15 protein-coding genes are annotated in these 13,105 nt (G+C 64.8%); 11 read left to right on the forward strand and 4 right to left on the reverse strand.

What is annotated here, in order from left to right:
- Nucleotides 1-235: 235 nt before the first annotated feature.
- From BGI27_RS16155 to BGI27_RS16160, 3 genes are read left to right on the forward strand one after another with little or no spacing between them, the layout of a single operon-like run.
- Nucleotides 236-838: an adenosylcobinamide-GDP ribazoletransferase gene (locus tag BGI27_RS16155; RefSeq protein WP_317984303.1), complete on the forward strand. Its 603-nt coding sequence runs from the start codon at nt 236-238 to the stop codon at nt 836-838.
- Nucleotides 814-1,011 (forward strand): adenosylcobinamide-GDP ribazoletransferase, encoded by a 198-nt coding sequence (locus BGI27_RS18725; RefSeq protein WP_317984304.1) that lies wholly within the window; start codon nt 814-816, stop codon nt 1,009-1,011. Before BGI27_RS16155 ends, BGI27_RS18725 begins: the two co-directional genes overlap by 25 nt.
- On the forward strand, nt 1,008-1,544 hold the full coding sequence (locus tag BGI27_RS16160) for a histidine phosphatase family protein (RefSeq protein ID WP_170943084.1): 537 nt from the start codon (nt 1,008-1,010) through the stop codon (nt 1,542-1,544). The genes BGI27_RS18725 and BGI27_RS16160 overlap by 4 nt, the downstream gene beginning before the upstream one ends.
- Here BGI27_RS16160 and BGI27_RS16165 read toward each other — a convergent pair whose 3' ends face one another.
- A complete protein-coding gene (locus BGI27_RS16165) occupies nt 1,545-1,967 on the reverse strand; it encodes a bacteriohemerythrin (RefSeq protein WP_095525846.1) in 423 nt (140 codons plus the stop codon).
- A gap of 117 nt (nt 1,968-2,084) precedes the next feature.
- On the opposite strand from BGI27_RS16165, the gene rfaQ reads away from it, so the two are divergent.
- Genes rfaQ through BGI27_RS16185 form a run of 4 tightly spaced genes read left to right on the forward strand, consistent with a single transcriptional unit; the run spans nt 2,085 to nt 6,644 of the window.
- Nucleotides 2,085-3,182 (forward strand): putative lipopolysaccharide heptosyltransferase III, encoded by a 1,098-nt coding sequence (rfaQ, locus tag BGI27_RS16170; protein WP_095525847.1) that lies wholly within the window; start codon nt 2,085-2,087, stop codon nt 3,180-3,182.
- Complete coding sequence (locus BGI27_RS16175) at nt 3,179-4,363, forward strand: glycosyltransferase family 4 protein (RefSeq protein WP_223871867.1); 1,185 nt, start codon at nt 3,179-3,181, stop codon at nt 4,361-4,363. The genes rfaQ and BGI27_RS16175 overlap by 4 nt, the downstream gene beginning before the upstream one ends.
- Before the next feature lie 33 nt (nt 4,364-4,396).
- Nucleotides 4,397-5,527 carry a glycosyltransferase family 4 protein gene (locus BGI27_RS16180; protein WP_095525848.1) on the forward strand — a complete coding sequence of 377 codons (1,131 nt, stop codon included), beginning with the start codon at nt 4,397-4,399 and terminating at the stop codon, nt 5,525-5,527.
- Nucleotides 5,528-5,537: 10 nt separating this feature from the next.
- The gene (locus BGI27_RS16185; protein WP_095525849.1) at nt 5,538-6,644 is read left to right on the forward strand and encodes a glycosyltransferase family 9 protein; all 1,107 of its coding nucleotides are present in this window, start codon (nt 5,538-5,540) and stop codon (nt 6,642-6,644) included.
- A 47-nt stretch (nt 6,645-6,691) separates the two neighbouring features.
- Here the strand turns inward: BGI27_RS16185 and tpx are convergent, their stop codons facing one another.
- On the reverse strand, nt 6,692-7,189 hold the full coding sequence (gene tpx / locus BGI27_RS16190) for a thiol peroxidase (RefSeq protein ID WP_095525850.1): 498 nt from the start codon (nt 7,187-7,189) through the stop codon (nt 6,692-6,694).
- Between the two features lie 247 nt (nt 7,190-7,436).
- Between tpx and BGI27_RS16195 the strand changes: the two genes are divergently transcribed.
- Nucleotides 7,437-7,742, forward strand: a complete 306-nt coding sequence (locus tag BGI27_RS16195) for a hypothetical protein (RefSeq protein WP_095525851.1) — start codon at nt 7,437-7,439, stop codon at nt 7,740-7,742.
- Between the two features lie 320 nt (nt 7,743-8,062).
- On the opposite strand, the gene BGI27_RS16200 is transcribed toward BGI27_RS16195, so the two are convergent.
- Entirely contained in the window at nt 8,063-9,448 is a 1,386-nt protein-coding gene (locus BGI27_RS16200) for an amino acid permease (protein WP_095525852.1), read from the reverse strand.
- Nucleotides 9,449-9,584: 136 nt separating this feature from the next.
- Nucleotides 9,585-10,214 (reverse strand): hypothetical protein, encoded by a 630-nt coding sequence (locus BGI27_RS16205; RefSeq protein WP_095525853.1) that lies wholly within the window; start codon nt 10,212-10,214, stop codon nt 9,585-9,587.
- A gap of 251 nt (nt 10,215-10,465) precedes the next feature.
- On the opposite strand from BGI27_RS16205, the gene BGI27_RS16210 reads away from it, so the two are divergent.
- From BGI27_RS16210 to BGI27_RS16220, 3 genes are all read left to right on the forward strand, one after another.
- The gene (locus tag BGI27_RS16210; RefSeq protein ID WP_095525854.1) at nt 10,466-12,082 is read left to right on the forward strand and encodes a methyl-accepting chemotaxis protein; all 1,617 of its coding nucleotides are present in this window, start codon (nt 10,466-10,468) and stop codon (nt 12,080-12,082) included.
- Between the two features lie 204 nt (nt 12,083-12,286).
- Nucleotides 12,287-12,922 carry a PAS domain-containing protein gene (locus tag BGI27_RS16215; protein WP_095525855.1) on the forward strand — a complete coding sequence of 212 codons (636 nt, stop codon included), beginning with the start codon at nt 12,287-12,289 and terminating at the stop codon, nt 12,920-12,922.
- Nucleotides 12,923-12,998: 76 nt separating this feature from the next.
- The coding region (locus BGI27_RS16220) for a transposase (protein WP_141239830.1) at nt 12,999-13,105 on the forward strand (107 nt) is incomplete at its 3' end.

The following is a 13,105-nucleotide window of genomic DNA, read 5'->3' on the forward strand; positions in this document are numbered from 1 at the left end:
GGGCTACCCGAGCCGGTCCGAGGCTTAAAGATACAAGGACTGAGTAAATAGTGGGGCATGAAGCTGACGGCAGTTGGCGCCCGTTCATGCTTCGAACCCTTAGCACGAACGGGGGTGTGGCAGTGATCGTGCTCGAACCAGAATCCGTTCGCACTGAGGTATCGAAGGGCGGACGGATTTGCCGGCGGAAAAGTACACTCAGCACTCAGCCCTCGTTACTCAGTCCTGCATGAACATGACCGAACTCCGCCGCCTCCTGATCGCCATCGGCTACTTCACGCGCTTGCCCATCCCGGCCCGGGTGGGCTGGTCTGCGGCCGAACTGAACCGATCCGCGCGCTACTTTCCACTGGTCGGCCTGCTGGTCGGCTGCGCCTGTACCGCGGCGCTCTGGGCCGCAGCGCAGATGTTCCCGCCCCTGGTGGCGGTGCTGCTGTCGATGATCTTCGGCCTGCTGCTGACCGGCGCGTTCCATGAGGACGGGCTGGCCGATTCAGCCGACGGTTTCGGCGGCGGTTGGAAGAAGGCGCGGGTGCTGTCGATCATGAAGGATTCGCGCATCGGCAGCTATGGCGCCATCGCCCTGATCTGCGCACAGCTACTGAAGGCCGGGACACTGGTCTCGCTGGATGCCCTGGCTCTGCTGGCACTGCCGCTGGTGCACGCACTCTCACGTGTGCCGCCGCTCTTGATCATGGCCTTCATGGACTACGTGCGCGAGGACAACAGCGCCCGCGCCAAGCCCGTGGCCGAGGGGCTGGGCAGGGCTGAATGGCTCACGGGGGCCCTGCTCGGGCTGTGGCCCCGCTGGTGGTGGCCTGGTCACTGGATTGGCTGAGCCTGTCGCGTGGCATTGCCCTGCTCGTGGCCGTCGCGCTGGCCGGCGGGCTGTGTGCCCGCTATTTCCGCCAACGCATCGGCGGCTACACCGGAGACGCACTCGGCGCGGCACAGCAGGTGTGCGAACTCGCAGGTTATCTGGCGCTGTGCGCTGGCTGGGCAGCCACTTGAGTGCACCCACGCTTTATCTCGTACGCCATCCACCGGTGGCCGTGCCGTCCGGCTTCTGTTACGGACGCAGCGACGTGCCGCTGGCCGCGCCGGTGGCGCCCATCGCAGCCGACTTGCTGACGCGCTTGCCACCGGAATTCCGCGTGCTCAGCAGCCCCTTGTCGCGTTGCCTGCAACTCGCCCAGGCCCTGGGCGATGCTCAAGTCGATGCCGATCTGATGGAGATCGATTTCGGCCGCTGGGAAATGCGCCATTGGGACACCATCGGCCGCGAGGCGCTCGATGCCTGGGCCGCTGCACCGCTGGACTATCGTGAGCATGGCGGCGAGAGCGTACGGCAGATGGCCGCGCGCACGCAGGCCGCATTGCAGCGCGCACGCGCAGAGGCGACGCTGCCGCTGGTGATCGTCAGCCATGCCGGCCCGCTGCGTGCGATGACCGGCCTGCTGCGCGACCTGCCCGCCACGGAATGGCTGCAGTGGCCGGTAGCGCATGCCCCGGCACTGCAGGAATTCCCGGCGGACATCCGCTGATCAGGCGATGCGCACGCTTTCCCGCTCCGCTTCCGGGCTGCGTTTGGCGAACTGCATCTGCACGGCTAGAGCTTCATCCCACGTGGCGCCATGGCGGTCGAACCAGGTCCGCAGATCCTCCACCAGTGCTCGCGCAGCCCCGACGCGCCCTTCGGCCACGGCATCGCGTGCCGCGCGCAGGCGAAAGAGAAAATCCTCATGATCCTGCACATGCGCTTCGCAACCGGGCATTCCGGTCTCTTCCATCCAGCGCTGCTCCAGGGCGAAATGCTCGATGCAATGCGCCACCAACTGGTCGGCACAGGCAAGCTCCTGGGCGTCCTTGCAGACGGCCAGCCGCGCCAACAGATCCAGGAATTCGCGATGGACGCCGTCCATCAACTCGCCCTGATGCGAATGCATCATCAGGCCCGTGTCACTCATGTCTCTCTCCTCTATGGGTTTTCTGGCGCACCGCTGACGGGGCATGGCGGCACGACGCCACCATAGCAGCTTCGACACATTTCCTCATCCTGTCGTTTCCCCCCTTACAATGCCGCCATGCAAAACCCAGCCCTTCCGCATCCGCCGGACGCCATCGACCCGACGCAATTGCGCCGCGCGCTGGTCATCAAGCTGCGCCACCATGGCGACGTGCTGCTCGCCAGCCCGGTGCTCTCGGCGCTCAAGGCCGCCGCCCCGCAGTGCGAAATCGACGCGCTGGTATTCGCTGACACGGCACCGATGCTGGAGGAGCATCCCGCACTGGCACAGCTGCGTCGCATCGGACGGGACTGGAAGAAACTCGGCGCACTGACCCAGTTACGCCTCGAATGGCAGTTGCTGAAAGCCTTGAAGGCACGCCACTACGATCTCGTCGTCCATCTCACCGACCATCCGCGCGGCGCCTGGCTCACCCGGCTGCTCCGACCACGCTGGTCGGTAGCGCCGGCCCGTGCAGGCAAGGCCAAATGGTGGAAGCAATCCTTCACCCATATCTACCGCACGGTCGGTGGAGGACGCCGTCATACCGTGGACACGCATCTGGATGCACTGCGCCGGCTGGGTCTGCAGCCCGATACGGAGGCCCGGCGTCTGCGGATGGTGCCGGGGGCCGCTGCCGAAGCCAAAGTCGACGCGCTGCTGGCCGAGGCCGGACTGGCTCGCGGCAGGTTTATCCAGCTGCATCCGGCCTCACGCTGGTTCTTCAAGTGCTGGCCGGCCGGTCTCAATGCGCGTCTCCTGCAGGCGCTAGCCGCGCGTGGCGAAAGCGTCGTGATCACGGCCGCGCCTGATGCGCGCGAGCAGGCCATGGTCGCGGCCATTCTCGAGGAAGCCGGCGTACCGGTGCTGAATCTCGCCGGACGCTTCTCGCTGCGCGAGCTGGCCGCGCTCACCGCGCGCGCGCGGCTCTTCGTGGGCGTGGACTCGGCGCCGATGCACATCGCCGCAGCGGTGGGCACCCCCTGCGTGGCCCTGTTCGGTCCCTCGGGCGACCGGGAATGGGGGCCGTGGATGGTGCGCCACGAAATTCTCACCAGCACGCATTCCTGCCGCCCCTGCGGGCAGGACGGATGCGGCGGCGGCAAGCTCTCGGAATGCCTGACCGCCATCGGCGTCGAGCAGGTGCTCGCAGCCATCGACCGGACCCTGTCATGACCATGCCATCCTCCGCCGCTCCCCTGCATCTGGCCATCGTACGCCAGGCCTACAACCCCTTCGGCGGCGCGGAACGGTTCATCGAGCGCGCCCTGAATTCCCTGGGGCCGGACGCGGTACGGGTCACCCTGCTCACACGCAAATGGAACAGCGAGCCACGCCCGGGCATGGCCGTCCGCCTGCTGCGAACCCCGGGCCTCGGCCGCCTGCTGCGCGACATCAGCTTCACGCGCAGCGTCCGCACGCTGATCCGCAGCCAGGTATTCGATCTGGTGCAGAGCCATGAGCGCATCCCCGGCTGCGACATCTTCCGTGCCGGCGATGGCCTGCACGTCAGCTGGCTGGAGCAACGCGCACGCACGCTGGGCACGCTGGGCCGTCTGCTGCAGCGCCTCTCGCCCTGGCACCGCTACATCCTGCGCATGGAAGCGCGCATGTTTGCCCATCCGCATCTGCGGGCGGTGATCTGCAACTCCGAAATGGTGCGGCAGGATGTCGCACGCCGCTACCCACGCCTGGCCAGCCGCCTGCATCTGATCCACAACGGCATCGATCTCGCACACTTCCATCCCGGTCTGCGCGCCCAGTATCGGGACAGCATCCGCGAACAGCTTGGCGTGCCGGAGTCCGCGCGCGTGGTGGTGTTCGTCGGCTCCGGTTTCGAGCGCAAGGGCGTCGGGCAACTGCTTGCCGCCATGGCCGAACCCGGCCTGACACAAGCCGAACTCTGGGTGATCGGCAAGGACAAGCATGCGCGCCGCTTCCAACGCCGCGCGCAACAGCTGGGCGTGGCCAGCCGGGTGCGTTTTCTCGGCCCGAAAAAAGATGTCGCGCCCTACCTGGGTGCCGCCGACGCCTTTGCGTTGCCCACCCTCTACGACCCGATGCCCAACGCTGCGCTGGAAGCGCTGGCCAGCGGCCTGCCGGTGCTGAGCTCCATCCAGTCCGGTGCGGCCGAGCTGATCCAGCTCGGGCAGAACGGCGAGCGTGTCGACGCCCTGGATATCCACGGCATCGCCACCGCGCTGGGGCGCCTGCTGGAAGCAGCGCACGACCCGTCGCAACAGCCTGCTCTTGCCAGCGCTGCGCGCCAGAGCGTGGCCGCCATGAGTCAAGAATCCATGGCCGCCGAGCTGACAGCACTTTACCGCCAGCTGCTGGGGCAGCCCGGCCCGCTATAATCCCGCGCTCTTCAGATCCACGGGCCGACCGCCATGGCGCAATACAACACCCTGCTTTCCGTCCGCTCCCTGCACATCGTGCATACCGAGTCCTCGCGCGGTTGGGGTGGCCAGGAGATCCGCATTCTCGAAGAGTCCCGGGGCCTGATCGAGCGTGGCCATCATGTCACCCTGCTCTGCCCGGCCGATTCGACGATCTTCGTCCGCGCCAAGGACTGGGGCGTGAAGGCGGTGGCCGTGCCCATCCGCGAGAAGCGCTGGGCGGACTTCAAGGCCCTGCGCGCCTGGATCCGCGAAAACCGCCATGAAATCGACGTGGTCAACACCCACAGTTCCACCGACAGCTGGTTGATGGCCCTGGTCAACCTGACGCTGCGCAAGAATGCCCTGCCCATCGTGCGCACCCGCCACATTTCAGCACCGGTCAAACGCAGCTGGTACAACCGCTGGCTCTACGCCAAGGCGGCCAAGCGCGTGATCACCACCGGCGAAGAGCTGCGCCGCGAGCTCATCGACAGCCTCGGCCTGCCCGCCGAGCACGTGCAATCGGTCTTCACCGGCATCAATACCAAGCGCTTCCAGCCCGGTGACAAGGTTGCAGCCCGCGAGAAACTCGGACTGGATACGAATGCCGTGTGGATCGGCATCGTCGCCACGCTGCGCTCCTGGAAGGGGCATCGCTACCTGATGAAAGCCATCGCCGAGCTGAACGATCCACGCATCCGCCTGGCTATCGTCGGCGACGGCCCACAGCGGGAAAAACTCAACCGCCTGGCCGTCGAACTCGGTCTGGCACGCAGCATCCGCTTTGCCGGCCAGCAGCGCGATGTGCTGCCCTGGCTGCAGGCACTGGATATCTTCGTGCTGCCGTCCTACGCCAACGAAGGCGTTTCGCAAGCCGTGATGCAGGCCATGGCGGTCGGCCTGCCGGTGATCACCACTCCCATCGGCAGCTCCGCCGACGTCGTCCGCCCCGGCATGACCGGCCTGGTCGTGCCTCCCAAGGACATCCAGGCGCTCGGCGGAGCGATCCGCCAACTGCTGGACAAACCGGGCGAAGCGGATCGCCTGGGCAACGCCGCGCACAATTTCGCGCTGGAGCACTGTGGCATCGAGCGCATGCTCACGCGCATGGAAGCCGTGTTCCAGCGCGCGGCCAGCTGATCGACGCCCCATGAGCAGAACCGCCGCCCGCCTGTGGCTGCTGCCGCGCCTGCTGCGCGCCCTGCTCACCCCGCGTCCGCCAGCCGCCGCACAGCCCACACGCATCCTGGTGCTGCATCACCTGCTGTTGGGCGACACCCTGATGCTCACGCCGCTGCTGGCCAAGCTACGCACCCGGCATCCGGATGCGCGGATCTGCCTTGCCTGCCCGCGCCCCTTCCTGCCCTTGTATGCCGCGCGGCCATTCGGCGTGGAGGCCCTGCGCTTCGATCCGCGCGATGCTGCCACCCTGGCCGCTCTGCAGGCTGCAGGCCCCTGGGATCTGGTCCTGATTCCCGCCGAGAACCGCTACACACCGCTGGCCCGTGCGCTGGGTGCGGCACACATCGTCGGTTTCGCGGGCGACAAGCCGGCCTGGAAAAACCGTCTGCTCGACGAGGCCCATCCTTTTCCGCAAAGCCCGGCGACCTTCGCCGACTTCGCAGCAGGCCTCGTCGATGGCCCTCCTCCGGCCCCCTATACACCGCAAGACTGGCCCTGGGCCGAGCCCGCAGCCTTCCAGCGCCCTGCCGGACGCTACGCAGTGCTGCACCTGGGCGCCAGCAGTCCGCTCAAGTTCTGGCCCGCCGAACGCTGGCGCCAGTTGGCCGCCTGGCTAATCGCCAGCGGGATCGCGCCGGTATGGAGCGCCGGCGCCAAGGAAACCGCGTTGGTACGGGCGGTGGACTCCGAAGGCCGATACACCAGCTTTGCCGGCCAGCTGGATCTACTGCAGCTTGCCCATCTGTTGCGGCATGCCACGCTGATGGTCTGCCCGGATACCGGCGTCACCCATCTCGCGCGCCTCACCGGCACTCCCACGGTAGCCCTGTTCGGCCCCGGCTCTGCCGTGATCTGCGGCGCGGGCCAATACTGGCGATACAGCCCCTTCATCGCACTGAGCGAGCCCATCGACTGCCGCAACCAGCACCACACCTTCCGCCGGGAAGCGGACTGGATCCAGCGCTGCGGCCGGAGTCATGGCGACGGGCCGGGTCAATGTCCGCACCCGCGCTGCATGGAAGCGCTGAGCCTCGCCAGCGTGCAGCAGGCCTGCCAGCAGTTGCTGGCGCAATGAAAAACGGCCGCTCTCGCGGCCGTTCCGTCATCACGCAATGCGAAGAGTTACAGCACGGCGAGCGCTGCCGCGTAATCCGGCTCCTGCTTGATCTCGGGCACCAGCTCGGCATGCAGCACCTTGTTCTGTTCGTCCAGCACCACCACCGCACGGGCGGTCAGGCCAGTCAGCGGACCAGAGACGATATCCACGCCATAGGCCTGCTTGAAGGCCTTGTCACGGAAGGTGGACAGGGTCAGCACGTTCTTCAGGCCTTCCACTTCGCAGAAGCGCGAAGCGGCGAAGGGCAGATCCGCCGAAATCACCAGCACCACGGTATCGGCAAGACTGGAGGCTTCCGCGTTGAATCGCCGCGCGGAGGCCGCGCAGACGCCGGTATCCAGGCTGGGTACGATGTTCAGCACCTTGCGCTTGCCGGCAAAGGCCGCCAGGCCCTTCTCGCCCAGATCTGCGCCCACCAGCGCGAATTCCGGTGCCAGCCCGCCAACGACCGGGAATTTGCCGGCCACTTCGATCGGGCTGCCGCCCAGGGTCACGGTTGTCATTTTTAAGCTCTCCTTCATGTCAGGGTTTAGGCCGCCTCCGGGGGGCTGTTCGCAGCAGAACCATGAACAGGATACGAGGCGGCACAGCCCGGCATGCTACCCCCAATCGCCCGGCGTGCAACCACGCTGCCGGCATGGACGAATGCGCTAAAAGCTGCAAAAACCCGCCAGCCCGGGCAAAAACGCTGGTCCGCCCAGACGGCTCGGAGCAGCATCCTCCTGCCTCTTCATCCCACAGGAGATCTTCATGCGATTCAGATTTCTCTGCGCCGGCGTGGCCCTCTGCTGCCTGTCCGGCATCGGAGCCCAGGCAGCCAGCTCCAGCAGTACCAGCGGCAATCCGCCCACACCGCCGAACGGTCAGCGCCCGCCCGGCCCACCTCCCGAAGCCATCGCGGCCTGCAAGGGCAAGACGGAGGGGGTCGAGGTCAGTTTCAGCGGGCCGAAGGGCGAGACCTTCACCGGCATCTGTCGTACGCAGGACGGTCAGCTCGCCGCCATGCCTAAGGACATGCCCAGTGGCGATCGCAAGGGGCCGCCGCCCTCGCGCTGAGAATCAGCGCGAAGTCTGTCTGGCCCCCGAACCGGGGCTCGCAACAGGACCAGGCGCAGATTTCGGGCTCCACGCGCTGCGCAGTCAGGCTGCTTCCAGACGATACAAAAGCCTGGAGGCAAGCCCCTTTCGGTCAGGCCGTCGTAAATATCGGAGGAGATTGGCCATGAAACCCGCCCGCGGTTCGATACCTCGGTGCGAACGGATTTCATGCCGTATGGGCCCGCAGCGGCGGCCCCGTTCGTGCTGAGGTATCGAAGCATGAACGGGGTTGTTGCCACGGAGTTCCTGCCTGAAGCGTCCGATGGACGCTCAAGCACTCAGGCAGCGGCGCGTGCCTGACGGACGCGGTAGCCGATCCAGATCAGCAGCAGCCAGACCGGAATCAGCCATACGGCCACACTGATGCCCGGTGTGAGCGCCAGAATCACCAGAATCAGCGCCATGAAGCCTAGGCACAGCCAGTTGCCGAAGGGGTGCCACAGCGCCTTGAAACCCGGCGTCACGCCCTGCCGGGCCATGGCCTTGCGGAATTTCAGGTGCGCCAGACTGATCATCGCCCAGTTGATCACCAGCGCCGACACCACCAGCGACATCAGCAGCTCCAGTGCGCTCTTCGGCAACACGTAATTGATGACCACGCAAATGAAGGTGACCAGCGCGGACACGCCGATCGCCAGCAGCGGCACGCCGCGCGAATCGGTACGCGCCAGTGCACGCGGCGCATCGCCCTGTTGCGCCAGGCCGTAGAGCATGCGGCTGTTGCAATAGACGCCGCTGTTGTAGACCGACAGCGCAGCCGTCAGCACCACGAAGTTCAGCACATGCGCGGCGGAATCACTTCCCAGCAAGGAGAAGATGCGCACGAAGGGGCTGGCGCTGTAGGGATCGCCAGCCGCAGCGAGGGACTCCAGCAGAGCATCCCACGGATACAGGGAAAGCAGCACCGCGAGCGCGCCGACGTAGAAGATCAGGATGCGCCACACCACCTGGTTGATCGCCTTCGGGATCACCTTGCGCGGCTCGCTGGCTTCGGCCGCCGTGATGCCCACCAGCTCCAGCCCGCCAAACGAGAACATGATGAAGGCCAGCGCCATCACCAGCCCGCCCACGCCCTTGGGGAAGAAACCACCGTGCGACCACAGATTGCTCACCGCTGCCTGCTCGCCACCGCTGCCCGAGAACAGCATCCACAGCCCCAGCAGGATCATGCCGATGATGGCCACGACCTTGATGATCGCGAACCAGAATTCGGTCTCACCGAAGAACTTCACGTTCGCCAGATTAATCGCGTTGATCGCCAGGAAGAAAGCCACGGCCGTGGCCCAGGTCGGAATCTCGGGCCACCAGAACTGCACGTACTTGCCCACCGCCGTCAGTTCGGCCATGCCGACCAATACATACAGCGCCCAGTAATTCCAGCCCGACAGGAAGCCGGCGAAAGGGCCCCAGTACTTGTGCGCGAAATGGCTGAAGGAACCAGCCACCGGCTCTTCGACGATCATCTCGCCCAACTGGCGCATGATCAGGAAGGCGATCAGCCCACCGATCGCATAGCCCAGGATCATTGACGGTCCGGCCATCTGCAGCACGCCGGCCGACCCCAGGAACAGTCCCGTGCCGATGGCGCCGCCCAGTGCAATCAACTGGATATGCCGATTCTTGAGCCCGCGTTGCAGGCCCTCTTTTTTGTCTTCCGCGCTCATGTCCCTCGGGACCTCCCTTTTTTATAAAAGCGCGGAACTATATCTTTTGCCGTAGCCGGACAGAAGCCTGCAATGCAGCATTGTCTCCCGTTGTTCTGTTGACGATTGTTACGCCCGCGAGAAGGGCGCACATGCGCTACGTCGCATCGGTACCTGCTGCCGGAGCCAGGCTCACGAGCCCGGCGGGAACCCCCTCGGCCTGCCAGCGGTCCAGCTCGGCCATGATTGCCGCGTGGGTCTGCTGGCTCACCTCTGGCAGCTTGCCGCCAAAGATCGCTTGTGCTTCGTCGAAGCCCTTCTGGATCGCCGCGCGGAAGGTTTCGATCTTCGTCGAATCGTCACCGATGCCGATCTTGGCGAAATTCAGGATGCGCTCGGCCACCGCGCGCACGCCCCACTCACCGTCCTCGGCAATGTCCGCCTGGGCCTGATCGATCGTCGCCTGATCCAGCGTCAGCTGCTGCTCACCGCTGGCCACCTTGCTGAACTCCAGCCCCTGCTGTGCCAGGGCCGAGCGCAGAAAGGTCATGAACTCCTCGACCTGCCGGTCGGATTCCGCCAGCAGGCTTGCCAGATCGGGCCGCTCGGACTCGAACGCGGCGCGCGGGTTGGCGTAGGTCAGCGTCTCATCGGCAGAGCCCTTCAGCGTGACCTGCTCCTGCCCGGTCTGTAGGTCCTGACCGCGCACCCGCTCTGCGGGACGCGACACCGTGGTGTTCGGTTGCTCCGGCACGCCGGCACCGATACGGGGAAGTTGGATGCTCATGCTGCGCTCCTTCTGCAAAAGCACATCGGAGCAGTTGTAACGGCAGGAAAAGAAAAAGGCGCAGCGACGACACAAGAATCCACCCGCCGCCAGGCGCTGGCCGGACCGAGCCCGGCAACCGGCTTTCCAGATCAAGAAAGTCAGTCACAGCGCTGCTTTCCGGGCGAAGTGTAAAGAGCACACAAAGGGCTCAAGCCGGCACGCATATAAGCGTAAACCCTTACGCCGTACACACATAAAAAGGCTTCCCGATGAATACCTCCATCTCCCTCCGCCTGAAACTCATCCTTGCGCTTGCAACCGTGGTGACCGTACTGGTCGGCCTCGTGGGCATGCACAACACCCGCAAACTCTCCGATGCGCTGGCCCTGGCACACGGCAACACCGCGTTGAAAATCCGCGAACTGGACGAGGTGATCGCCCAGACCCTGCGCCTTCGTGTCCACGTCCTCAATCACTTCATCAAGCCCAGCGAGGCCGAGCGCAAGAAAGTCGAGGATCAGGCGAAGAAAAGCGCCGAATCCATGTGGAAACACATCGACACCTACGAAAAGCTGATTCAAGACGATAGAGAAAAAGCCCTGCTCGCGCAGGACAAGACGGCGCTCCACGCCTTCGACAAAGCCATGCTGGCGGCCTTCGCCGGCACCAACAGCGGCGACCCGGACATCGCGCGCAAGGCCATCGGGGCCTTCATCAAGGTCTCGGCAGACGCCAAGACCGTCACCGACGAGCACCGGCGTTTCCAGGACCAGCTGATCCAGGAAGCCAACGACGCTGCGGAGCAATACACCCGCCGGTTGAAGTTGCTCTCCTGGCTGATCATCGGCCTGGGCGCCGCTGCCGTGCTCAGCCTTGGCCTCATGCTCGAACGCACCATACGCCGCAGCATCCAGAACGTCTGCCAAGCAGTCAGCCTGGTCGAGCGGGAACGCGATTTCCGCATCCGCATCCCGGCGCGCGGCAAAGACGAACTGAGCAGAATGGCCGAAGATCTGAACCGCCTGCTCGGCACCATGCAGGAAAGCCTGCGTCAGATCAGCGCCAGCGCAACCGAGGTGGCAGGCAAGTCTAACGACATGGCCGAAAGCGCCCAACAGGTTGCCCAGGCCTCTGCCCAGCAGAGCGAATCAGCCACCAGCATGGCTTCCGCCGTGGAGGAGATGACTGTGAGCATCAGCCACATCGGAGATCGCGCGGCCGAGGCCAACCAGCTTTCGGGCACCTCCGGCCAGCTCGCCCGCGAAGGTGGTCAGGTAATCGGGCAAACCGTGCAGGACATCAACGAGATTGCCGGCACCGTGACCCAGACCAGCGAGAGCATCCGCAAGCTCGAAACGGAAAGCGAACGTATATCGTCAGTCATCGCCGTAATCCGCGAAGTGGCGGACCAGACGAACCTGCTGGCGCTCAATGCGGCCATCGAAGCGGCTCGCGCTGGCGAGCAGGGACGCGGCTTCGCCGTGGTGGCCGATGAAGTGCGCAAACTGGCCGAACGCACCGCACATTCCACACAGGAAATCGCCACCATCATCGACGCCGTGCGCAATGGCGCCAAGGATGCCGTGGCCGGCATGCAGCTGGCGGTCGAACGCGTCGAGGACGGGGTTGGCCGGGCCGAGAACGCCAATCAGTCGATCCAGAAGATCAGCCAGACCAGTGCCGAAGCGGTCGGCATGGTCCGCGAGATCACCGACGCCATCCGCGAGCAGAGCTCGGCCAGCATCAGCATTGCCCAGCAGGTAGAGCGCATCGCGCAGATGGCCGAAGTCAGCAATACCGCCGCGCATGGCAGTGCCCGGACAGCCCACGAGCTCCACGCCCTGGCCTCCTCGATGCAACAGATCGTGCAAGGCTATCGCATATAAAAAGCGCCTGATGCTCTCCGGGGGCAGCCAGCTGCGCCAGCCTCCGGTGTTTTCGAGCCTCCCGTCAGGGCAGAGCAAGATCAAAAGGCCACCACATCGCGTGGCAGACGAGGATGTGGCTCACATCACGGATGGGCATCTAAAGCTGACGTACGCGCATGCCGTCAATGGCACGTTCCCCACGGAAAAGAAACGGCCGCTCCCATGTTCGATACCCGTTTGAAGCAGGAGCTGGCCGAATTGCGCGAAGAGCTGTCTTCCATCCAGCAGATCCGCTCCAGCCTGGATGCCGAGATGATCTCCATGACACTCGATCCTCAAGGGTGCATCAGTTCGGTGAACGCGAACTTCGAGCAGGAGATGCACTACCGTCGCGATCAATTGCTGGGCCGCGACCTGATGGATCTCATGCCCGATCATGTGCGTGGCCTGGATTTCCACCTGCGGGTCAAGAATGCACTGGAACGCGGCGAACACTTTGCAGGGGTCATCCGTCTGCTGCGCGGCAACGGGCAGGAAGCCTGGCTGCGCTCCATCCTGCAGCCCATCCGCTGTGGAGACGGCCGTCTGCTTCACTTCTCGCTCTACGCCAGCGATCTGACCCGTACCATCGAAAGCTCGCGCGAACATGAGAATCTCATCCAGGCGCTGCAGCGCTCGATGGCCGTGATCGAGTTCGATCTCGAAGGTCGTGTGCTCACTGCCAACGAACGTTTTCTCGGTGCCATGGGCTATCGCCTGCCCCAGATCCAGGGCCAACATCACCGCATATTCTGCGATCCGGAAGAAAGCAAGTCACCGCAATACCAGATCTTCTGGGAAAAGCTGCGCCGGGGTTGAATTCGTCTCCGATTGAATCGCCCCCGGTTCACTAGACACTTCGAAGCCTTAAGCTGGCAACCAAGTGGAGGTGTCTATGAGTAGCAAGCGATACACGGAAGAGTTCAAGATTGAAGCGGTCAAGCAAGTGACCGATCGCGGACATAGCGTTGCGGACGTTGCCGGGCGACTGGATGTGAGCAT

It is taken from the genome of Candidatus Dactylopiibacterium carminicum, assembly GCF_014736495.1.
Lineage (GTDB): Bacteria > Pseudomonadota > Gammaproteobacteria > Burkholderiales > Rhodocyclaceae > Uliginosibacterium > Uliginosibacterium carminicum.